The sequence below is a fragment of the Sinorhizobium psoraleae genome (genome assembly GCF_013283645.1).
GTDB lineage: Bacteria > Pseudomonadota > Alphaproteobacteria > Rhizobiales > Rhizobiaceae > Sinorhizobium > Sinorhizobium psoraleae.
Genome location: NZ_JABEKV010000004.1, coordinates 483,789 through 506,492 on the forward strand (window position 1 = coordinate 483,789; position 22,704 = coordinate 506,492).

A 22,704-nucleotide genomic window follows, 5' to 3' on the forward strand; every position below is an offset into this window, starting at 1 on the left:
GTTTCCTTGTCGGTCAGCATTGTCCGTCAGCGTTGCGCCAATGCGGTTTCGGCGAGCGTCTGATTGATCGCCACCCCGTAAACCGCCTGCAGGGTGGAGACCATCTGGTCAAGGATGTCGTCGCCGCTAGCGCGAGCGACGGCTTCGATTTGACGGTCGTCATTTTCGAGGGCGTTGGCCGGGGCGCTGTCGTCGACGGCCGTTACCTGAATGAGGATTTGCCCTTCGCCGTCGATGCCCGGCGCGTTGGCAACGTGTCCGTTTGGACCGCCAAAGGCTGCCGCAACAGCGGCTGGGCTCAGTGCAGCATCTTCGGTCGAGCGGGTGAGGCCAGCTTTCGTCTCGACGACAAGGCCAAGCTCTGTTGCTATGTCCGCAAGCTTTGCGCCTTTCTCGACGCGTTGCTTGAGCTCTGCTGCCTTCGTGGCCAGCGCCATTCGCTGTTGCTCCGCGGTCCAATCCGCAGCCACTTCGTCGCGAACCTCGTCCAGCGTACGATCGCGGGCCGGGATGACCTCTTCAAGATCGAACCAGGCAGAGCCGTCGCGGCCGATATTGACCGAAAGCGTGTCGAGCCCCACTTCCGCCTTGAAGACTTCCTGGAGAAGCGTGCGCGCCTCCGGAATTCCGGGGACTTCATCGCCATTTTGATCCTTGCCCGTGGCGTCGATCGCATCGATGGTCACGAGCTCCAGCTTCATCTGGTCGGCCACCTGCTTGACCGTGGCGCCGGCGGCACGTTCATCCTCGATCCTGTCGTGAAGACTGACGACCTCTTCGCGCGCGGCAGAAAGGGCGATTTCCTTCCGCAGTTCTTCCTTCACCTCGTCGAAGCTGCGTGTGGTTTCCGGCTTGATGTTGGTTACGCGCAGGATGACCGGCCCGAACGCGCCTTCCACGACCGGCGTAACACCACCTTCTGCCGGAACGGCAAAGGCAGCCTCCGCGATCTTCGCGTCGGGCATGCGATCCTTGGTGAATTCGCCGAGAAGAACATCCGCCGCACTCTTGCCTTCGGCCTTGACCAGATCGTCGAACGACGTGCCGGTGGAGAGCTTGGCTGCCGCAGCGTCTGCCGCCTCACGCGAAGGGAAGGCGAGCTGTTCGACAGTTCTCGTTGCTGCCGAGCGGAAGCTTTCCTTGCGCTTCTCGTAGTCGGCGCGCAGTTCCTCATCGGATACGGTTTCAGTAGCAATCAGGTCTTCCGGTTCCAGCTTGATGTAGCTGAACTTGCGGTATTCCGGAGCGCGATAGTTCGGCTTGTGGCTTTCGAACCAGGGTGCAAGCACGTCGTCGGCCGGCGCCTTGACCGCATCGATGTTCGCGTTCGAGAGCATCAGGTAGTCGATCGAGCGCTTTTCGTGGCGATACTTGCCAACGGCGTCTGTCAGCACCTTGGGAGCGGTGTATCCATCGGACAGCGCATCGACGATCTGCGACCGGACCGCCACCTGGCTGCGGTTGTTGATGTAATCCTGTTCGGTAAGGCCCGCGTTGCGCAGCACGCTCGAGAAAGTCAGACGATCGAATTGGCCGTTGACACTGTGGAAGGCCGGGTCCTCGCCAATGAGCTTCGCAAGGCGATCCTCGGAAAGGCCGAGATTCATATCCTGGGCAAGTTGATCGAGCGCCGCGCCGGCGACCAGTTGAGAATAGACCTGTGCCTCAATGCCGAAGGCACGGGCTTGCTGGCGCGTCAGCGGCGTCCCGAGCTGCCTCGAAAGCAGGCTCAGTTGGCGCTCGTAAGCCAGGCGGAAATCACTGGGCGAGACCTTGACGTCGCCGACCGTCACCACCGCATTGGGAACACTCGCCACCATCAGCGTCTGACCGCCCCATACCATGAAGGACAGGACGAGAATGGCCATCAGGCCTTTGACGATCCATGTCTGGGAAGCTTTTCTGAGCGATTCGAGCATAGGGGCAGAAACCTTGTTGTAATGCGGTGGCTTTACGCCAAACGAATTCGTTCCTTAGAACAAACCAGACAGGAATTGAAGGGCGCTCAGCGGCAAATTGCGGCCCGTTGGTCGGGCGATTGGATTTCATTCCGCGCAACCCGTTCTTTCCCGCGCGGCGTCCGAGGATGTTCAGAAAAACGCGGGATTCCGGCAACATCGGACGCGAACAAGAAAGTCGATGTCGGATTCGTTAGCCGGCAACCGAAACTGATCTGCGAAATTCTCGATTTCCAGCGCATGTCTCATAGCGACGAAATGGGAATTGTGTGCTCGATAATGGAGTAAACTACTCCGATTCCAGCGGCCGTTACGGGAATTCATGCCATGCAGTCAACGATCGTGATGGTCAATCTTTTCGGAGCGGTGGCGCTACTTTTGTTCGGCCTGTCGCTCGTCAAGGATGGCGTCACCCGTGCATTCGGATCGAGGCTGCGCACCGGCCTCGCGCAGGGAACGAGCGGCGCTGTTCGCTCGTTTGTGACAGGTCTCATCGCGACCCTTGCATTGCAGAGTTCGACCGCCACCGCCTTGATGACGGCTTCCTTCGTCGAGAAGGGGCTGGTGCGCGCACAGATGGCGCAGATCGTTCTGCTGGGCGCCAATGTCGGCACGGCGATGACCGCCTGGATCGTCGCCACCGGGGTCGAGTGGCTCTCGCCGGTCATTATTCTCGCAGGCGTTGTCATCCACCGGATGAGCCGGTCGAGCGCGCGTCAGGGCGCCGGCTTCGCGCTTGTCGGCATCGGTTTGATGCTGCTGTCGCTTGATCTGCTCTCGGTCGCGACGGAACCGATGCGCGAATCCCGTGCGCTCGCAGCATTTCTCAGCATGCTCGACAGCGCCTGGCCCGTTGCGGTGATCATCTCGGCAGGCCTGGCTTTCGCATCGTCGTCCAGCCTGGCGATCGTCATGCTCGTTCTTTCCCTGTCTTCTGCTGGTGTGCTGTCCGCGGGGCTGACCGTCGCATTGGTGCTTGGCGCCAATATCGGAGGAGCCGTCCCGCCGGTTATCGCCACACTCGGTTCAGCGCCGCCAGCGCGCCGCGTGACGCTGGGAAACCTCGTAGTGCGCGGCATCGGCTGCCTCATTGCGCTTCCGATTGCAGGGATCAATGCCGAATGGCTGCAGCATTTGCCGTTGCCGCGACAAAACCTGCCGGTCGACGTCCATCTTGTTTTCAATCTCGTCGTCGCGATTATCGCCTGGCCGTTCGCAGGATTGCTGGCGCGGCTGATGGGCCGGTTCGTTCCCGACGAAGAGTCTGGCGAGACGGGCCCGCGTTATCTCGACGAAACGACGCTCGATACGCCGGTGATGGCGCTTTCCGGGGCGACACGTGAAGTGTTGCGCGTCGGGGATCTGGTCGAGGCGATGCTGACACGCGCCTCGAACGCCTTCAACAACAACGACCTCGGTGAGCTGCGTGACATCGGAAAAATGGAAAAGCAGGTCGACCTGCTCCAGCAGGAGGTGAAGATATTCCTGTCTCGTCTGGGCCGCGACGGGCTCAGCGCCGAGGACGGTCGCCGCTCGATCGTCATCATCGACTATGCGATCAATCTCGAGCACATGGGCGATATCATCGAGAAGGGAATCTGCGAGCAAATCGGCAAGAAAGTCACCAATGGGTTGAAGTTTTCCGAGGATGGCTATCAGGAGCTGAAAAGCCTTTTCAACCTGACCATCGACAACCTGCGCATCGCTCAGACGATCTTCGTCAGCCGCAATGCGGACCTCGCTCGCCACCTGATCGAGGTCAAGGTCGACGTCCGCCACATGGAGAAACGTTCGGCGGAGCGGCACCTCGAACGGCTTCGCGACGGCCTGCTGCAAAGCCTGCAGACGAGTTCGCTGCATCTCGACATGTTGCGAGACCTGAAGCGCGTCAACGCACACATAGCGTCCGTGGCCTATCCCATTCTCGAGGAAAGCGGCCTCTTGACGGAAAGCAGGCTGCGTCCGGAGGCTTGAGTGCTCGCAGGCGACCGGCGTCAGGTTTTAACCAGGGGTTACGCGACGTGATTGTGAGAATTGTGTTTCTCGCAATATCTTGCCTATAAGAACACCGTCGAGTCAGACGATAGGGCATCTGCCTGCGATCAATACCAAGGAGAAATGAGAATGGAACGGACGTGCCTGGCAATCATCCTGGCGGCTGGCGAGAGCACGCGGATGAAATCGTCCGTATCGAAGGTGTTGCATCCGGTGGCGGGCAGGCCGATGATCGCTCACGTCATCGACGCACTATCGAGCGCGTCGATCTCCGATGTGGCGCTCGTCGTAGGCCGCGATGCCGAGGCTGTTTCCGCCGCCGCCCAAACCGCCGGCATTACCGTGACTTCCTTCCTTCAGAAGGAGCGCCTCGGCACCGGGCATGCCGTTCTAGCGGCTCGCGAAGCCATCGCACGGGGCTATGACGACATTCTGGTCGTCTTCGGCGACACCCCCCTTATCACGGCAGGACCGCTAAAGGCAGCGCGCGACGGGTTGGCCGAAGGCAATGATGTTGTCGTCATCGGGTTCGAAGCCGCCGATCCGACCGGTTACGGACGCCTCATCATCGAAGACGGAGTGCTGGTCGCAATCCGCGAACACAAGGATGCTTCCGAGGCGGAGCGCCGCATCACCTATTGCAACGGCGGGCTGATGGCCATTAACGGCCGCAAGGCTCTCGACCTTCTCGGGCGTATCGGCAATGCCAATGTCAAGGGCGAGTACTATCTCACCGATCTCGTTGAAATCGTTCGCACCGCCGGAGGTAGGGCAATTGCCGTTGAGGCCCCCGAGGAGGAGCTGACCGGCTGCAACACACGAGCGGAACTCGCCTATATCGAGCGTCTCTGGCAAGAGCGCCGGCGGCACGAACTGATGCTGTCGGGAGTGTCGATGATCGCGCCCGAAACGGTTTTTCTTTCCTGGGACACCGAGCTTGCCCAGGATGTTGTTGTAGAGCCGAACGTGGTCTTCGGCCCTGGCGTCAGCGTCGAAAGCGGAGCCATCATTCACGCGTTTTCGCATCTTGAAGGCGCGCTCGTTCGCGCAGGCGCGACCGTGGGACCGTTTGCGCGCCTTCGCCCCGGCGCCGATCTCGGCCCCAAATCGAAGGTCGGCAACTTCTGCGAGGTCAAGAAGGCTGAAATCGGTGCCGGCGCCAAGGTCAACCATCTGACCTATATCGGCGATGCGTTCGTCGGTGCCGGATCGAACATCGGGGCGGGAACCATCACCTGCAACTATGACGGGGTGAACAAGCATGTGACCCGCATAGGAGAAAATGCCTTTGTCGGTTCGAACTCGTCGCTTGTGGCTCCGGTGGCGGTCGGCGATGGTGCGCTGGTTGCCTCTGGTAGCGTCATTACCGAGGATGTTCCCGCGGACGCAGTCGCCTTCGGGCGCGCGCGTCAGGAAATCAAGCCGGGCAGGGCGAGGATCCTGCGGGAGCGTTACGAAGCGGAGAAGGCTGCCAAGAAGAAGGCAAAGGCTGCCGAGTAGATCTCGTTAAACACTGAAACTGAAAGTGAAATCGAGGTGGATTGCCTCGAGCGTCAATTTCGTTACCAAGGCCCGAAGGCGGCGAGAGTCGCTTCGGAGAGTTGCCACGCGGTCATCGGCGTGAAGGGGATGCGGAGAGGGATATGTGCGGTATTGTTGGTATTGTCGGCAGTCAGCCGGTATCGGAGCGGTTGGTCGACGCCCTGAAGCGGCTGGAATACCGGGGCTATGATTCGGCCGGCGTCGCGACCATCGACGGAGGCAGGCTGAAGCGCCGCCGTGCCGAGGGCAAGCTGATCAATCTCGAAACGAGGCTCAAAGAGGAACCTCTGGCCGGCAGCATCGGCATTGCACACACGCGTTGGGCGACGCATGGCGCCCCGACCGAACGCAATGCGCATCCCCATTTCACCGATGGCGTTGCCGTGGTCCACAACGGCATCATCGAGAACTTCGCGGAATTGAAGGACGAACTCACCGCATCGGGCGCCGAGTTCCGGACCGACACCGACACGGAAGTCGTGGCGCATCTTCTGACGAAATACCATCGTGACGGCATGGGACGGCGCGAAGCCATGCACGCGATGTTGAAGCGCGTTACGGGGGCCTATGCGCTTGCCGTGCTTTTCGAAGATGATCCATCGACGATCATGGCGGCACGAAACGGGCCGCCGCTCGCAATCGGCCATGGCAACGGCGAAATGTTCCTGGGATCGGATGCTATCGCGTTGGCACCCTTTACCAATGAAATCACCTATCTGATCGATGGCGATTGGGCCGTTATCGGCGCGGCAGGTGCGCACATCTTCGACATTGATGGAAACGTCGTTACGCGTCCGCGTCAGATTTCGATGGCTGCTGCCTACATGGTCGACAAGGGCAATCATCGCCATTTCATGGAGAAGGAAATCTACGAGCAACCGGAGGTCATCTCCCACGCGCTCGGCCACTACATCGACTTCATCGAGAACCGGGTGACGCCGGTTTCCGACGCCGTTGATTTCGCCAAAGTGCCGAGCCTCGCTATTTCCGCCTGCGGTACCGCCTATCTCGCCGGGCTGATCGGCAAATACTGGTTCGAGCGTTATGCGCGTCTGCCGGTCGAAATCGACGTCGCTTCCGAGTTCCGCTATCGCGAGATCCCGCTCTCGCCGCAATCGGCCGCTCTTTTCATTTCGCAGTCGGGCGAAACGGCGGATACGCTGGCATCGCTCCGCTACTGCAAGGAACATGGCCTCAAGATCGGCGCCGTCGTGAATACCCGCGAATCGACAATCGCGCGGGAGTCCGACGCCGTCTTTCCGATCCTCGCCGGTCCCGAGATCGGTGTCGCTTCGACCAAAGCCTTCACCTGCCAGCTTGCCGTGCTCGCCGCGCTTGCCGTCGGCGCCGGCAGGGCGCGCGGCACGGTCAGCGAGCAGGAAGAACAGGCGCTGGTGAGAAGTCTCGCCGAGATGCCGCGCATCATGGGCCAGGTGCTGAACAGCATCCAGCCGAAGATCGAGCTCCTGTCGCGCGAATTGTCGAAGTGCCGTGACGTGCTCTACCTCGGGCGCGGCACCAGCTTCCCGCTGGCGATGGAGGGCGCGCTGAAGCTCAAGGAGATTTCCTACATCCATGCGGAAGGCTATGCCGCCGGCGAGCTGAAGCATGGTCCGATCGCATTGATCGATGAAAACATGCCGGTCATCGTCATCGCGCCGCACGACCGGTTCTTCGACAAGACCGTCTCGAACATGCAGGAAGTTGCGGCCCGTGGCGGACGCATCATTCTCATCACTGACGAATTGGGAGCTGCCGCGTCGAAGCTCGACACGATGCATACGATCGTATTGCCGAATGTCGACGAGATTATCGCGCCGATGATCTTCGCCTTGCCGATCCAGCTTCTTGCCTATCACACCGCCGTGTTCATGGGCACTGATGTCGACCAGCCACGTAACCTGGCCAAGTCGGTAACGGTCGAATGATCATCCGGCCGGAGCGGAGCGACGATCACCAGGCTATCCGCGATGTAACGGCGGCCGCCTTTGCCGGTCATCCGCACAGCGACCAGACGGAGCCGCTCATCATCGAGCGCCTGCGCGCCGCTGGCGCGCTTGCCCTGTCGCTTGTTGCGGAAGACGCGGGCGAGGTGATCGCTCATATCGCCTTTTCGCCTGTAACGATCACTCCCCCTGCCGCCGGGTGGTATGACCTTGGTCCAGTTTCGGTGCGGCCAGACAGGCAGGGGCGCGGCGTGGGCAGCACGCTCATTCGCCAAGGTCTTGATATGCTACGGAAATCCGGCGCTTCCGGCTGCGTCGTTGTCGGGGAGCCGGAGTTCTACCGAAAATTCGGATTTCGCAATGAACCCACACTTGTCTTTCCGGGGTGTGCGCCGCAATATTTCATGGTTTTGGCCTTGTCGGAAACGAAGGTTTCCGGCAATGTCGCGTATCATCCGGCTTTTGGGCCGATGTGACGAATTGATGGCAACGGCATGACGGAAGGCTCCAAACGCGGCATCATCGCAACCCGGTTGCGCAATTATTTTCTGACCGGGCTTATCATCTGTGCACCCCTGGCGATTACCGTCTGGCTGGTTCGTTCCTTCATCGAATGGGCGGACGGGTGGGTGAAACCTTACCTGCCGAACTTTTACAATCCGGACACCTATTCGCCGGTCGCCATACCGGGCTTTGGTCTCCTCGTTGCGATCATTGTCATCACGCTCGTCGGATTTCTGACGGCCAATCTCGTCGGGCGGTCGATCGTCTCCTTCGGCGAGTCGCTCGTCAACAGGACGCCGCTCGTCCGCACGATCTACAAATCGCTGAAGCAGATCTTCCAGACGGTTCTTCAGGAGCAGTCCTCGTCCTTCAAAAAGGCGGGGCTGATCGAGTATCCGAGCCCGGGCCTCTGGTCGCTGGTCTTCATCGCGACAGACGTGAAGGGTGAGATCGCCGCGAAGTTCGATGAGCGGGGGATGGACATGGTCACAGTGTTCCTTCCGCCGACGCCGATCCCGACGGCCGGCTTCCTGCTGTTCGTGCCGCGGGAGAAGATCATACCGCTCCAGATGAGCGCCGAAGACGCAGCCAAGCTCCTCATTTCCGGCGGCCTTGTCGCGCCCGACCATAAGCCGCTTGCCAACGCCCCGCCGCGGCCGATCACCCACCAGAAGACGGCCTAGTTACCGAACACCCGCCTAACCGGCGCGCAGGAACCGGATCGCTTCGTCGCGCCGGTAAAGGTAAAGAAGTGTCTGCAAGGCTTCGCCGCGCGCCGATGTCAGATCCGGATCGCGTTCGATGACATAAGCGGCATCTCTGCGGGCGATCTCGAGAAGATCTCCGTGCGCCTCCAGACTCGCGATGCGGAAACCGGGTGTGCCGGACTGGCGCGTTCCGAGAAGCTCGCCTTCGCCGCGCAATTTCAAATCTTCTTCGGCAATGACGAAGCCGTCCTCGGTCTCGCGCAGAATGGAGAGACGTGCGCGGCCGGCCTCGCTGAGCGGGCTCCTGTATAGAAGGATGCAGGTCGAAGCCTCGTCACCACGGCCGACGCGGCCCCGCAATTGATGGAGCTGCGCCAGCCCGAAGCGCTCGGCATGCTCGATCACCATGATCGTCGCGTCGGGAACGTCGACGCCGACCTCGACCACGGTCGTTGCCACGAGCAGGCGAATCTCGCCGTGCTTGAAGGCAAGCATCACGGCGTCCTTGTCCGGGCCGGACATGCGGCCATGGACAAGGCCGACATCATTTCCGAAGCGCCGGACGAGGCTTTGATAACGCTCATCGGCGGACATCATGTCGCTCTCCTCGGACTCCTCGACGAGCGGACAGATCCAGTAGGCTTTCTTGCCTTGCCCGAGGGCCGCATCGAGCCTGTCGATGATCTCGTCCGTCCGCTCGGTGGGGATCGTCACCGTCTGTATCGGTTTTCGCCCGGCCGGCTTCTCTGTCAGCTTGGAAACATCCATGTCGCCGAAGGCGGCAAGCACGAGCGTGCGGGGAATAGGCGTCGCCGTCATCACGAGCATGTGCGGGGAAATGCCTTTGGCAGTAAGCCTCAGCCGTTGGTGAACGCCGAAACGATGCTGTTCGTCGACGATCGCGAGCACGAGTTGGTGGTAGTTCACGGCCTCCTGGAAAAGAGCATGCGTTCCGATCACCATCTGCGTTTCGCCAGAGGCGATACGCTCCAGGATCGCATCGCGTTCCTTGCCTTTCGTGCGGCCGGTCAGAACATCGATCGTGATACCGGCCGGGGCGGCCATTTTTGAGAGCGTCGCATGATGTTGCCGGGCAAGGATTTCGGTCGGCGCCATCAGCACCGCCTGGCCACCGGATTCGATCGCGGCGAGCATCGACATCAGCGCCACCGCCGTCTTGCCGGAACCGACGTCGCCCTGCAGCAGGCGCAGCATGCGATCGCTGCCGGACATGTCGGCAAGTATGTCGCGGATCGCCGCGGTCTGGCTCGCCGTGAGAGAGAAGGGCAGCGCTCGGAGGACTGGCTCGGTCAATTTGCCGGTCGGATGAACGGGTGTGCCGGCGACCTTGCGCAGCCGCTGGCGTACGAGCGAAAGCGACAATTGCCCGGCAAGAAATTCGTCGTAGGCGAGTCGCCGCCGCGCCGGAGCCTGTGCGTCGATATCGGTTTCATCCCGCGGCTCGTGCAGGCGCTGGAAACTTTCCGTTGCGCTTTGAAATCCTTGCTGGCGGAGCAGCGGCTCATCGAGCCACTCGGGCAGATCCGGTACGCGCGCCACCGCCGCTTCGATCGAGCGCCGCAGCGTTCGCGGTGAGAGGCCGGCGGTCAGGCCATAGACAGGTTCGACGAGCGGCAGATTTTCCGCTTCGGCGACCCTTACCATGTAGTCGGGATGCACCATGGACGCCCGGCCGTTGAACCAATCCACCTTGCCGCTGACGACAACGGCTTCATCGAGAGGCAACGCCTTCTCCAGCCAATTTCCCTTGACGCGGAAAAAGGTAAGCGCCAGTTCGCCGGTATCGTCGTGCAGGAAGACTCGGTAGGGTACATTCGGCCTGCCGCGAGGCGATGGCTGATGTCGGTCGACGCGGCCGGTGATGGTGACGATGGATCCCTGCGGCGCATAGGCAATCCCCGGTTGCTGGCGTCGGTCGATCAGCGAGTGGGGCGCGTGGAAGACAAGATCGATCACCCGGCAATCGTCGATCGTTTCGCGGCCGAGCAGACGCGCGTAGAGTTCGCCGGTTTTCGGACCGATGCCGGGCAGCGTGTCGAGAGGCGAAAACAGCGGGTCGAGGAGGGCAGGGCGCATGATGATGAAATTGCGATGATAATTCCGGCTTTGGCAAGGCTGACAACCTGCCTTCCAGCGTTTATAGAGCCCAATGACTAAAAACCCGCCCCTTGGCTGCGGACGGCAGGAAGGATTTTCCATGACCGGCATCACGCGTACCAGCGCCGATCTCGACCCGCGTCGGCGCAGGATCCTCTTTCGTTCTTGGCATCGCGGCATTCGCGAGATGGATTTGATTCTCGGGCAATTCGCAGAGGCGGAACTGGCGACCCTCTCAGACGCGGAACTCGATGAGCTCGAGACGATCATGCGCGAGGAGGACAACGATCTCGTCCGGTGGATAACCGGCGAGCAGACTCTGCCGGAACGCTATGCGACGCCGCTGTTCGGCCGTATCGCAGCTTATCGCCCCGATTTCGACAACGCTCGCCAGGAAACGAAATAGACGCACCCATGATATCTGGCCTTGATCCGAAGAAGATCCTTTCCGCGAGAAGGGAAGTGACGATCGGCCCGGTGCCGTCCGGCGCCGAGGCATTGATTCTTGCCGAGTTGGCGCGAGCAGGAAGCCCCGTCGCCTATATCCTTTCCGACGGTCAGCGGATCGCCGACCTAGAGCAGGTTCTCGGCTTCGTGGCCCCGGACATTCCGGTTCTCACCCTGCCGGGCTGGGACTGCCTGCCCTACGACCGCGTGTCCCCGAGTGCAGACACATCCGCGCGGAGGCTTGCTGCCTTGAGCGCGCTGATAGCGCATCGGGCGAAGCCGCATCCGGCGATCGTGCTGGTTACCGTCAACGCGGCGCTCCAGAAGATCTCTCCGCAGGATGTGATTGAAAGCCTCGCCTTTTCGGCGAGACCAGGCAACCAGATCCGTATGGACGACATTGCCGCGCGACTGGAGCGGAACGGCTTCGAGCGCGTACCGACGGTGCGCGAAGTGGGCGAATTCGCCGTGCGGGGCGGCATCCTGGACGTGTATGTGCCCGGTAGCGGCGAACCGTTGCGGCTGGATTTCTTCGGCGACACGCTGGAGACGATCCGTTCCTTCGATCCGGCGAGCCAGCGCACGACCGGCCAGGTTCGGTCGCTCGACCTCAACCCGATGAGCGAAGTGTCGCTGACGCCGGAGACGATCAGCCATTTCCGCAAGCAGTATCTTTCGCTCTTTGGGGCTGCGACGCGTGACGATGCGCTTTACCAGGCGGTATCGGAAGGACGCCGCTACGCCGGTATGGAGCATTGGCTGCCGCTTTTCTATGACGGCTTGGAGACGGTCTTCGATTATCTCGATGATTTCCGCATCGTGACGGACCATCTGGTGCGTGAGGCGGCGGCGGAGCGATCGAAGCTCATCCTCGACTACTATGACGCCCGCCTGGCCTCGTCATCGCCGGGCAAAAGCCAGATCTCGCAGGGTACGCCCTACAAACCCGTGCCGCCGGAACTGCTTTACCTCGGAGCCGAAGGCTTCGGAGCGATGCTCAACGAACGCAACGCGGTCCGCCTGTCGCCATTCAATGAACATGAGGGGGAAGCGCGTCAGGTGGTCGCTATCGACGCGAGGCAGGGACTGCGCTGGGCAAAGGCGGCAGGCGAGGTAGAAAGCGACGGCGAGCGCGCGAACGTCTTCGATCAAGCCGTCAAGCACATCGCCGAAAGGCGGGCGAAAGGTGCAAAGGTCGTCATTTCGGGCTGGTCGGAAGGATCGCTCGATCGGCTTCTACAGGTTCTCGCGGAGCACGGGCTTGCCAATATTCGTCCGATCAAGGCTCTGTCCGATGTGCGCTCGCTGAAGCCGGGCGAGGCGGCTTCCGCGGTCCTCAGTCTCGAAGCCGGCTTCGAGAGCGGCGATCTCGTGGTTATCGGCGAGCAGGACATTCTTGGCGACAGAATGGTGCGCCGTTCGAAGCGTCGCAAACGTGGCGCCGACTTCATCGCCGAGGTGACCGGCCTTGACGAGGGCAGCTATGTCGTCCATGCGGAACATGGCATCGGCCGTTTCGTTGGCTTGCGCACGATCGAGGCGGCCGGCGCGCCGCATGACTGTCTCGAGCTTGTCTATGCGGAGGATGCCAAGCTCTTTCTGCCGGTCGAGAACATCGAATTGTTGTCGCGCTACGGTTCCGAGGGCACCGACGCGATGCTCGACAAGCTCGGCGGCGTCGCATGGCAGGCACGCAAGGCCAAGCTCAAGAAGCGGCTGCTCGATATGGCCGGAGGCCTTATTCGCATCGCTGCCGAGCGCCATACTCGCCACGCGCCTGTTCTGGCTGCCCACGACGGGGTCTATGACGAATTCGCCGCGCGCTTCCCTTACGATGAAACCGAAGATCAGATGAACTCGATCGATGCTGTCCGCGACGATCTCGGAAGCGGACGGCCGATGGACCGGCTGGTCTGCGGCGATGTCGGCTTCGGCAAGACCGAGGTGGCGTTGCGCGCTGCCTTCATTGCCGCGATGAACGGCGTTCAGGTGGCGGTCGTCGTTCCGACGACATTGCTTGCCCGCCAGCATTTCAGGACGTTCGCCGAGCGATTCCGCGGCTTGCCGATCCGCATTCAGCAGGCGTCGCGGCTCGTCGGGTCGAAGGAACTCGCGTTGACCAAGAAGGAAGTGGCCGATGGCAAGACCGACATCGTCGTCGGCACCCACGCGCTGCTCGGCTCTTCGGTCAAGTTCGCCAATCTCGGGCTGCTGATCATCGACGAAGAGCAGCACTTCGGCGTCAAGCACAAGGAACGGCTCAAGGAACTCAAATCGGACGTGCATGTGCTGACCCTGTCGGCTACGCCTATTCCGAGAACGCTGCAGCTTGCCTTGACCGGCGTTCGCGAATTGTCGCTGATCACGACGCCACCGGTCGACCGCATGGCGGTGCGCACATTCATCTCTCCCTTCGATGCGCTGGTGATCCGCGAGACACTGATGCGCGAGCATTATCGCGGCGGCCAAAGCTTCTATGTCTGCCCGCGCTTGAGCGATCTTTCGGAGATCCACGACTTCCTGAATTCCGATGTGCCGGAATTGAAGGTCGCGGTCGCCCATGGCCAGATGCCGGCTACCGAACTTGAAGACATCATGAACGCCTTTTACGAAGGGCGATACGATGTGCTCCTCTCGACGACGATCGTCGAATCGGGCCTCGACGTTCCGACCGCCAATACCTTGATCGTGCACCGCGCCGACATGTTCGGTCTCGCCCAGCTTTACCAGCTTCGCGGCCGGGTAGGTCGGTCCAAGGTTCGCGCCTTTGCGCTCTTCACCCTGCCGGTCAACAAGACATTGACGGGGCCCGCAGAACGCCGGCTGAAGGTGCTGCAGTCGCTCGATACGCTGGGTGCCGGCTTCCAGCTCGCCAGCCACGATCTCGATATCCGCGGCGCCGGCAACCTGCTTGGCGAGGAGCAGTCCGGCCACATCAAGGAAGTCGGCTTCGAGCTCTACCAGCAGATGCTGGAGGAGGCTGTCGCCGAGCTCAAGGGCGAGGAGGAAATCCACGATACCGGCTGGTCGCCGCAGATATCGGTCGGGACGCCCGTCATGATCCCGGAAGAGTATGTGCCGGATCTGAACCTGAGGCTCGGACTTTACCGTCGTCTCGGCGAACTGACGGACCTGAAGGAGATCGATGGTTTCGGCGCGGAGCTGATCGATCGCTTCGGGCCGCTGCCGACCGAGGTTCAGCACCTCCTGAAGATCGTTTACATCAAGTCGCTCTGCCGCACGGCCAATGTCGAAAAACTCGATGCCGGGCCGAAAGGCGTGGTTGTTCAGTTCCGCAACAAGGAATTTCCCAACCCGGCCGCCCTCGTCGGTTACATCGCCAAACAGGGAACGCTCGCGAAGATTCGCCCGGACCAGAGCATCTTCTTCCAGCGCGAACTTGCGACACCGGACAAGAGGCTGTCCGGCGCAGCCACGGTGATGACGCAACTCGCCGGACTTGCAAAGGTGGCCTGAAACAAAAATGCCGCCCGGTTTTACCGGGCGGCATTTCGGTTTCCATCAGCCGGTTCAGTGAGCAGTGCTTGCTTTCATCTGCGCGATCTCGCGCAATGCGTTCGTCAGCACATCGACCGATTGCGCGCCCATCACAGCATATTGCTCCTCGATGATGAAGCATGGGACGCCGCTGACACCCATCTCGCGAGCCACTTCGATCTCCTGCTTGACCGCGTCCTTGTCCGCGTCGGAGGTGAGAAGGGCGGCGATGACCGGACCGTCGAGGCCAGCCTGCTCGGCAATCTCCAGCAGGACGGCGTGATCGCCGACGTTTCGGCCTTCCTCGAAATTTGCCTTGAACAGCAGGCGCACGACCTCGGCCTGGGTTTCCTCGCCATTGGTTGCTGCCCAGCGGATCAGCCGGTGGGCGTCAAGGGTGTTTGGGCTGATCTTCACGGCATCGAAGTTGAAGTCGATACCGTCTTCCTGGCCAAGTCCTTCAAGCATCTTGTGGGCCCGGTCGACAGCCTCCTGACCGCCGAGCTTTGCGGCAAGGTGCCGCTTGTGGTCGACACCCTCCGGCGGCAGGTCGGGATTGAGCTGGTACGGCCGCCACTGGATCATCACATGGATGTCGCCGGCGACGTTGGCGATCGCTTGGTCGAGGCGGCTCTTTCCGAGATAGCACCACGGACATACAACATCCGAGACGATATCGATTTTGACGGTTTCCATAGTGCCAGCCTTTCTTTCTTCGTGAACCTGCGAGATAGGCCGCTATGGCGATGCTTTCAATGCGTTACCAAATAGGAACCTACTGCATGTTTCCTTAAATCGAAGCCGATTCACGGACAAAAACATGCAGCGATTCAAAGTTCTAGCCGTTTGTGCTTCTGAAAGACGCACGGCGCTGTCGTTACTGCGCGCGCTCGTCCCACCAGGTCGGTAGCTGGTAGCCGTAGAGCGGCACCGTGGCTGGGCGCCCGATGTGTTTCCACCGTGCGATCCATTGCGCGTCGAGATGGTAGAGCGGCACTACATAGGCGTTGGAAACCAGCAGCCGGTCATGAGCGCGGACTGCGGCGGTGAAGTCTTCGGTGGTCCGTGCCTGAAGGATATTGTTGATCAGTTTGTCGATGTCCTTGTCGGCAACGCCGGCAAAATTATCGCTGCCCTGCCTGTCCCGCGATTGCGAACCCCAGCGCCCGAGTTGTTCGACGCCCGGGGAAAGCGAAGAGGGGAAGGACTTAATGATCACGTCGTAGTCGAACGACTGGCTGCGTTGCTGGTACTGGGAATCGTCGACGGTGCGCACGGTCGCGACAATTCCGAGCGGCGCGAGGAACCGCTGGTAGGCGAGCGCGATCTTCTCCTGCCCTGCGTTCTGGCTCATGATCTCGAAGGCGAGCGGTGTGCCTTTGGCGTCGACCATCTTGCCGTCCTTGATTGCGTAGCCGGCTTCGCGAAGCAGCGTCACCGCCTCGCGCAGCACGTTGCGATCGCGACCGGACGCATCGGTGACGGGAAGGCGGTAGGTTCCATCGAGAATGGTCGGATTGACCTTCTCTCTGACATCGCCCATGAGGCCCAGCTCACGGTCGTCCGCCGCGACGCCGAGGAAGGAAAGCGACGAATTCTGCCAATAGCTCTGGGTTCGGGTATAGGCACCGTCGAACAGATTCTTGTTCACCCATTCGAAGTCGAAAACGAGCGCGAGGCCCTGGCGCAGCTTGATGTTGTTGAACATCGGCCTGCGCGTATTGAAGACGAAGCCGAGCATGCCGGAGGGCGTCTTCGGCGTGAAGCTATCCTTGATCACGTCGCCCGAGCGCACCGCCGGAAAATCGTAACCGCGTGCCCATTTCGTCGCGCTACCTTCCGGATAGACATCGACCTCTCCCTTCTTGAAGGCCTCGAAGAGGGAGTTCTCCTGGAGGAAATACTCGACCGAAATCTCGTCGTAATTGTCGAGGCCGATCTTGGAAGGCAGATCCTTGCCCCAGTAGTCCGGATTCCGGCGGTAGATGATGCGCTCGCCCGCCTTCACTTCGGCGACGCGATAGGGCCCGGAGCCAAGCGGCGGCTCGAGTGTCGTCCTGTCGAAGCTATCGACGTTGATCGCGTGTTTCGGCAATACCGGTGAAAGCGCGAGCAGAAGCGGGAATTCGCGGTCGACATCCTCGTTGAAAGTGAAGCGGACACTGCGTTCGCCGACCTTCTCCATCTTGGCGACCTTGGAGAGGCGGTTGCTGAAGGGCGCGCGTCCCTTGTCGCGCATCAACTCGAAACTGAACATGACATCTTCGGCCGTCACGGGCTGGCCGTCCGCCCAGCGTGCCTTGGGATTCAGATTGAACTGGATGAAGGTGCGATCGTCGTCCCACTCGACGCTTTCCGCAAGCAGCCCGTACATGGTGAACGGTTCATCCTGGGAGCGCTGCATCAGCGATTCATAGACGAGATTGCCGAAGCCCGGATCCCACATGCCTCGGGCGGTTGTCCGCATACTCTTCAGAATGAAGGGATTGAGGCTGTCGAAAGTGCCGACGACTCCATAGGAAATCTTGCCCCCCTTCTTCACGTTGGGGTTGACGTAAGGGAAGTTCTTGAAGTCGGCGGGCAGTCCGGGCTCACCATGCATGGAAATGGCATGCACAGGCGCGGCCACGGCTTCCTTGCCGAATGTGCTGGCGGCCAAAAGCATGACAAGGCCGGAAAGAACTGCGCGCAACTTCACCTCCCGAGGGATTTCTACAGGCCGATTCCCGCCACGTTACCAATGCGAGCCCACATTTCCAACCTTCGCCAGAGCGGTTTTCCGCCGGGCTCCCGCTCTGGCATCCGGGAATCGACCACCGCGATTCTTGATGGGTTCGATCCTGGAAGATCGTGGAATCCGGGTATTTCGAGCTTCACGGGTTGCAAAAAATGCAACGAAACACTGGATAAACATCACGAGCCAATGTAACAGGTGTTTCCGGAAACGGGGCCATTCAAATGCCTCAATTGGCCAACAGGACAACGGCGGCTGACGATACTCACCATCGGAACAGTTTGTTCCGGAACCGGATTTCAGGAGACGGAATCACAATGATCTTCAAGTCGAACTTCACCAATCGCGCGGCAATGGCAGCGCTGGCGCTCTCTGTTGCAGCCGCCGGTGCGCCCAGCGTTGCTTTCGCGCAGGCAGGCAAGCCGCCGCAGGGTTGGTTCAAGGTTTGCACCAAGCAGGAAGACAACGACGTCTGCATCGTTCAGAACCTGCTCACCGCCAACAATGGTCAGCTCATCACCGCCGTCGGCCTCATCACCGTCTCCGGCAAGATCAACCGCAAGGTTATGCAGGTTTCCGTACCTTCTGCCCGCATGATTCCGCCGGGCGTTCAGATGCAGATCGATGGTGGCAAGGGCGTCAAGCTCGACTACGCCATCTGCATGCCTGACAAGTGCGTTGCTGAAGCGCCGCTTTCCGACGCGCTGATCGCCAATCTGAAGAAGGGCAACGAAGTCGTCTTCACGTCGGTCAATTTCCAGCGCGCTCCGAACCCGATCAAGATGTCGCTGGAAGGTTTCACCGGCGTCTTCGACGGTGAGCCGATCGAACAGTCGCAGCTGGAAGAACGCCAGCGTCTGCTGCAGGAAGAAATGCAGAAGAAGGCGGAAGACGCCCGCAAGAAGCTGGAAGAGGCCCAGAAGGCCGCCAAGCAGCAATAACCATTCTCGGTTCCTGAAATCGGAACGCTCGGGCCACTGGTCCGGGCGTTTTTTGTTGCCGTGCAGCGCGATTATCCGACTTCTTCAGGCGGCCTAAGAACAAGACGCCCCGGGACCGTAGTGCCGGAGCGTCTTAGTCAAGCAATCGTCAAACTGACAATGCCCTAGTGTCGATAGGTGGCTTTGGGTTTGTAATGCCCGGCATCCGCCTTGTCGAACAGGGCGTCCACCTGCGGGTGGCGGACCGGTCTATCGCTGTCATCGGACACGAGGTTCTGTTCGGAAACATATGCGACATATTCGGTGTCGTCGTTCTCGGCGAAGAGATGATAGAAGGGCTGGTCCTTGCTTGGCCGAATTTCCGGCGGGATGGCATTCCACCATTCCTCGGTGTTGGCATATTCCGGATCGACGTCAAAGATGACGCCGCGGAACGGGAAGACCCGGTGGCGAACCACCTGTCCGATCTCAAATTTCGCGTTTCTTTGTTTCATGACGCAACACATCCTTTCAGACAATAATCTGGGTTGCCGCGTGCGGAACATCAATAGGTCTGCGGTGAACCGTTCTTTAGGGGCATTGCAAATGAAAAAAGGCGGGCTTCAAGTGAGCCCGCCTTTTCCGTTGTCGTAAGCGGACCGGACATGCCTGCTGACCGGTCCATTTTCGTCAGACCGAATAGTACATGTCGTATTCGACGGGATGCGGCGTCATTTCGAAGCGCATGACTTCCTGCATCTTCAGTTCGATGAACGAGTCGATCTGGTCGTCGTCGAAGACGCCGCCGGCTGTCAGGAACTTGCGATCCTTGTCGAGGCTTTCGAGCGCTTCGCGCAAGCTGCCGCAAACGGTCGGGATCTTCTTCAGTTCCTTCGGCGGCAGGTCATAGAGGTCCTTGTCCATCGCCTTGCCGGGATGAAGCTTGTTCTTGATGCCGTCGAGGCCGGCCATCAGCATGGCGGCGAAGGCGAGGTAGGGGTTCGCGCTCGGATCCGGGAAGCGGACTTCGACGCGCTTGGCCTTCGGGTTGCTGCCGAACGGGATACGGCACGAAGCCGAGCGGTTGCGGGCCGAATAGGCGAGCAGAACCGGCGCTTCATAGCCCGGGACGAGACGCTTGTAGGAGTTCGTCGACGGGTTGGTGAAGGCGTTGAGGGCCTTGGCGTGCTTGATGATGCCGCCGATGAAGTAGAGGCAGGTCTCCGACAGCCCGGCATATTCGTCGCCGGCAAAGGTCGGCTTGCCGTCCTTCCAGATCGACAGGTGGACGTGCATGCCCGAACCGTTGTCGCCGAAGACGGGCTTCGGCATGAAGGTTGCGGTCTTGCCGTAGGCATTGGCAACCTGGTGCACGACGTATTTGTAGATCTGCATCTTGTCGGCGTTGCGAACGAGCGCATCGAACTTGACGCCAAGCTCGTGCTGGGCGGCGGCCACTTCGTGGTGATGCTTTTCAACCGTGACTCCCATTTCGGCAAGCACGGTCAGCATTTCAGAGCGCATGTCCTGGCAACTGTCGATCGGCGGTACCGGGAAGTAGCCGCCCTTGATGCGCGGACGATGGCCGAGGTTGCCGGTCTCGTATTCGGTGTCGTCGTTGGACGGCAGTTCGGACGAATCAAGCTTGAAGCCGGTGTTGTACGGGTCGGCCTTGTACTTCACGTCGTCGAACACGAAGAATTCTGCTTCCGGACCAACGAAGACCGTATCGCCGATGCCGGAGGCCTTGAGATAGGCTTCCGCCTTCTTCGCCGTGCCGCGCGGGTCGCGGTTGTAGGATTCGCCGGAAACCGGATCGAGAATATCGCAGAGAATGACCATGGTCGACTGAGCGAAGAATGGATCCATGTGAGCCGTTTCCGGATCGGGCATCAGCACCATGTCGGACTCGTTGATGGCCTTCCAACCGGAAATCGAGGAGCCGTCGAACATGACGCCGTCGGCGAACATGTCTTCGTCGACGCAGACGACGTCCATCGTCACATGCTGCAGCTTGCCCTTCGGGTCCGTAAAGCGAAGGTCGACGAACTTGACGTCGTTGTCCTTGATTTGCTTCAGAACTTCACTCGCAGTCGTCATTTGTTGTAAATCCCTGTTTTGAGATGACGAGGTTTGAAAAAATCGGGGCCGGACGGCCCCCCAGGATCTGATGGCGTGATTAGATGGCGTCGAGGCCGGTTTCGCCGGTGCGGATTCGAATGACTTCTTCCACATTGGACACGAAAATCTTTCCATCGCCGATGCGGCCGGTCTGCGCGGCATTGCGAATGGCCTCGATTACGGCCTCTGCGTTTTCGTCCGCCAGCACCACTTCGACCTTTACCTTCGGCAGGAAGTCCACCACATATTCGGCGCCCCTGTAGAGCTCCGTGTGTCCCTTCTGTCGTCCGAAGCCCTTGGCTTCCGTGACGGTTATCCCCTGCAGGCCGACTTCCTGAAGGGCTTCCTTCACTTCGTCGAGCTTGAAGGGTTTTATGATCGCTTCGATCTTTTTCATGAGAAAATGTCTCTCCGCTTCTCCCTTTAAAGCAGGTTCATGCCCGCTCGGCCTCCAATATGCACGTAGCGTGCCAGTTTTGTCGCGGAATAAAACCCCGGATAGTGAATTTTCACAGCTTGATTCGGAGACGGGTGGGATTGCGCCGTGCCTTCCCGGTCATTCTGCCTATTTTTTATGAAGTTTCGTGGTTTGATGCCAGTAATCGTGCTGCGTCAGGCGCCACAAGCACGTTATTTGAGCACCAATAATGTGCAAATGCATAAAAAGTACTCATTTCGTTTATTCTCGCGCCTCCTTGCTTTGGGCGCCTCGGCGCGGTTAGATCTGCTTCATGCTTGACGCGCTCCAAGACGTTCTGGTGACACCCGCCGAAATGACGGCGATCGACAAAGCGGCCGCCGATTCGGGCATCGATAGCTTCACTCTGATGCGTTCAGCCGGAATGGCGGTGTCGGCGGCGGCCTTGCGGCTCTTTCCGGAGGCGCTTCGCTTCGTCGTGCTTTGCGGACCTGGCAACAATGGCGGCGATGGCTATGTTGCCGCGTCGGCGCTCGCGGACGGCGGCGCCGATGTGGCCGTGTTTGCGCTCGGCAAGCCGGAGGCATTGAAAGGGGACGCGGCGCGAGCGCAGCGCGCCTGTCCACTCTCGGTGCAGCCGCTCATCGCTTACGAGCCGCAGCCCGGTGACGTCGTCGTCGATGCCTTGTTCGGGGCAGGGCTTGCCCGCGATCTGCCGGAAGAGGCGTATAAAACTATCGAGCGGGTGAGCGAGGGCCGAATACCGGTAATCGCGGTTGATCTGCCCTCGGGCGTGGACGGGCGCACGGGAGAGGTCCGGGGTACGAGCTTCACTGCCGCACATACGGTCACGTTCATGGCCAGGAAACCCGGCCATCTGCTGATGCCCGGGCGCGTCCGTTGCGGCGCCCTGGAGGTATTCGACATCGGTATTCCGGCGCGGCTGGTCAGCGAGAGGGCCGGCGACCTGCGGCTCAATACACCAGCCGCATGGGGATCGCACGCCAGCGCTCTGGATCCTGCCACGCACAAGTACCGGCGGGGCCATCTGGGTGTGCTTTCGGGCGGTTCGCTCTCGACTGGCGCAGCGCGCCTGTCAGCCGCCGCTGGCCTCGCAGCGGGTGCCGGTCTGGTGACGCTTGCATCGCCGGCGGAAGCGCTCGCCGTCAATGCGTCCCACCTTACGGCGGTGATGCTCAGGGAAATTCGGGACACGGAAGACCTTGCGGCATGGCTCAATGACAAGCGGGTGAACGCATTCGTGCTCGGACCGGGCTTTGGCGTCGGGAAGAAGACGAGGGACTTTGCCCTGATGCTTTGCGATCGAGCGCTGGTTCTCGATGCCGACGGAATGACGTCTTTCGAGAAGGCAAGGGCGGAACTCTTCGAACGAGCAGCCAACAGCGGGGGGCGACTGGTGATGACGCCGCACGAGGGCGAGTTCGCACGGTTGTTCCCCGAGATTGTCGCGGATGCTGCGCTGTCCAAGATTGAAAAGGCGCAAGCGGCTGCGCGACTGAGCCACGCCGTCATCGTTTACAAAGGCCCCGATACGGTTGTCGCCGCTCCATCAGGGCGTGCTATCGTCAATGCCAATGCTCCGCCATCACTCGCCACCGCGGGATCGGGTGATGTCCTTGCCGGAATTGTCGGCGCTCATCTGGCGCAGGGCATGCCGGCCTTCGAGGCTGCCGCCGCCGCGGTCTGGCGCCACGGAGAGGCCGGCACGCGCGCAGGTCGCGGCATGACGGCGGAGACACTCATCGAGAACATCCCGCCGCTTCCGTGACTTACAC

The 22,704-nt window shown here is 60.6% G+C and carries 16 protein-coding genes; 9 read left to right on the plus strand and 7 right to left on the minus strand.

Annotation, left to right across the window (positions count from 1 at the left end; all coding sequences use genetic code 11):
• Window positions 1–26: 26 nt before the first annotated feature.
• The gene (locus tag ILFOPFJJ_RS23315; protein WP_173512920.1) at window positions 27–1,919 is read right to left on the minus strand and encodes a peptidylprolyl isomerase; all 1,893 of its coding nucleotides are present in this window, start codon (window positions 1,917–1,919) and stop codon (window positions 27–29) included.
• 366 nt (window positions 1,920–2,285) lie between these two features.
• Here ILFOPFJJ_RS23315 and ILFOPFJJ_RS23320 point away from each other — a divergent pair, with 366 nt between their 5' ends.
• The 5 genes from ILFOPFJJ_RS23320 to ILFOPFJJ_RS23340 all read left to right on the plus strand — a co-directional run bounded on the left by ILFOPFJJ_RS23320 (window position 2,286) and on the right by ILFOPFJJ_RS23340 (window position 8,628).
• Complete coding sequence (locus ILFOPFJJ_RS23320; protein ID WP_173512921.1) at window positions 2,286–3,932, plus strand: Na/Pi cotransporter family protein; 1,647 nt, start codon at window positions 2,286–2,288, stop codon at window positions 3,930–3,932.
• Window positions 3,933–4,082: 150 nt separating this feature from the next.
• On the plus strand, window positions 4,083–5,453 hold the full coding sequence (gene glmU / locus ILFOPFJJ_RS23325) for a bifunctional UDP-N-acetylglucosamine diphosphorylase/glucosamine-1-phosphate N-acetyltransferase GlmU (RefSeq protein WP_173512922.1): 1,371 nt from the start codon (window positions 4,083–4,085) through the stop codon (window positions 5,451–5,453).
• Window positions 5,454–5,596: 143 nt separating this feature from the next.
• On the plus strand, window positions 5,597–7,423 hold the full coding sequence (glmS, locus tag ILFOPFJJ_RS23330) for a glutamine--fructose-6-phosphate transaminase (isomerizing) (RefSeq protein ID WP_173512923.1): 1,827 nt from the start codon (window positions 5,597–5,599) through the stop codon (window positions 7,421–7,423).
• Window positions 7,420–7,917 (plus strand): GNAT family N-acetyltransferase, encoded by a 498-nt coding sequence (locus ILFOPFJJ_RS23335; RefSeq protein ID WP_173512924.1) that lies wholly within the window; start codon window positions 7,420–7,422, stop codon window positions 7,915–7,917. The genes glmS and ILFOPFJJ_RS23335 overlap by 4 nt, the downstream gene beginning before the upstream one ends.
• A gap of 18 nt (window positions 7,918–7,935) precedes the next feature.
• Window positions 7,936–8,628, plus strand: a complete 693-nt coding sequence (locus tag ILFOPFJJ_RS23340; protein ID WP_173512925.1) for a DUF502 domain-containing protein — start codon at window positions 7,936–7,938, stop codon at window positions 8,626–8,628.
• A gap of 15 nt (window positions 8,629–8,643) precedes the next feature.
• Here ILFOPFJJ_RS23340 and recG read toward each other — a convergent pair whose 3' ends face one another.
• The gene (gene recG / locus ILFOPFJJ_RS23345) at window positions 8,644–10,749 is read right to left on the minus strand and encodes an ATP-dependent DNA helicase RecG (RefSeq protein WP_173512926.1); all 2,106 of its coding nucleotides are present in this window, start codon (window positions 10,747–10,749) and stop codon (window positions 8,644–8,646) included.
• Window positions 10,750–10,870: 121 nt separating this feature from the next.
• On the opposite strand from recG, the gene ILFOPFJJ_RS23350 reads away from it, so the two are divergent.
• Both ILFOPFJJ_RS23350 and mfd read left to right on the plus strand, forming a co-directional pair.
• A complete protein-coding gene (locus ILFOPFJJ_RS23350; protein WP_173512927.1) occupies window positions 10,871–11,176 on the plus strand; it encodes an FAD assembly factor SdhE in 306 nt (101 codons plus the stop codon).
• Between the two features lie 8 nt (window positions 11,177–11,184).
• Window positions 11,185–14,694, plus strand: coding sequence for a transcription-repair coupling factor (gene mfd / locus ILFOPFJJ_RS23355; RefSeq protein WP_173512928.1), 3,510 nt, complete (start codon window positions 11,185–11,187; stop codon window positions 14,692–14,694).
• A gap of 54 nt (window positions 14,695–14,748) precedes the next feature.
• Here mfd and ILFOPFJJ_RS23360 read toward each other — a convergent pair whose 3' ends face one another.
• Together ILFOPFJJ_RS23360 and ILFOPFJJ_RS23365 are read right to left on the minus strand one after the other, a co-directional pair.
• Entirely contained in the window at window positions 14,749–15,411 is a 663-nt protein-coding gene (locus tag ILFOPFJJ_RS23360) for a DsbA family oxidoreductase (protein WP_173512929.1), read from the minus strand.
• Between the two features lie 181 nt (window positions 15,412–15,592).
• Window positions 15,593–17,380 (minus strand): extracellular solute-binding protein, encoded by a 1,788-nt coding sequence (locus ILFOPFJJ_RS23365; protein ID WP_173513340.1) that lies wholly within the window; start codon window positions 17,378–17,380, stop codon window positions 15,593–15,595.
• A 386-nt stretch (window positions 17,381–17,766) separates the two neighbouring features.
• Here ILFOPFJJ_RS23365 and ILFOPFJJ_RS23370 point away from each other — a divergent pair, with 386 nt between their 5' ends.
• Entirely contained in the window at window positions 17,767–18,390 is a 624-nt protein-coding gene (locus ILFOPFJJ_RS23370) for an invasion associated locus B family protein (RefSeq protein WP_173512930.1), read from the plus strand.
• A gap of 164 nt (window positions 18,391–18,554) precedes the next feature.
• Here ILFOPFJJ_RS23370 and hspQ read toward each other — a convergent pair whose 3' ends face one another.
• The 3 genes from hspQ to ILFOPFJJ_RS23385 form a co-directional block, all read right to left on the minus strand.
• Entirely contained in the window at window positions 18,555–18,884 is a 330-nt protein-coding gene (gene hspQ / locus ILFOPFJJ_RS23375) for a heat shock protein HspQ (RefSeq protein ID WP_173512931.1), read from the minus strand.
• Between the two features lie 175 nt (window positions 18,885–19,059).
• Window positions 19,060–20,469 (minus strand): type I glutamate--ammonia ligase, encoded by a 1,410-nt coding sequence (gene glnA, locus ILFOPFJJ_RS23380; protein ID WP_173512932.1) that lies wholly within the window; start codon window positions 20,467–20,469, stop codon window positions 19,060–19,062.
• Window positions 20,470–20,548: 79 nt separating this feature from the next.
• Window positions 20,549–20,887 (minus strand): P-II family nitrogen regulator, encoded by a 339-nt coding sequence (locus ILFOPFJJ_RS23385; RefSeq protein WP_003528058.1) that lies wholly within the window; start codon window positions 20,885–20,887, stop codon window positions 20,549–20,551.
• Between the two features lie 334 nt (window positions 20,888–21,221).
• Here ILFOPFJJ_RS23385 and ILFOPFJJ_RS23390 point away from each other — a divergent pair, with 334 nt between their 5' ends.
• A complete protein-coding gene (locus ILFOPFJJ_RS23390) occupies window positions 21,222–22,697 on the plus strand; it encodes an NAD(P)H-hydrate dehydratase (RefSeq protein WP_173512933.1) in 1,476 nt (491 codons plus the stop codon).
• The last annotated feature ends 7 nt before the right edge of the window (window positions 22,698–22,704 follow it).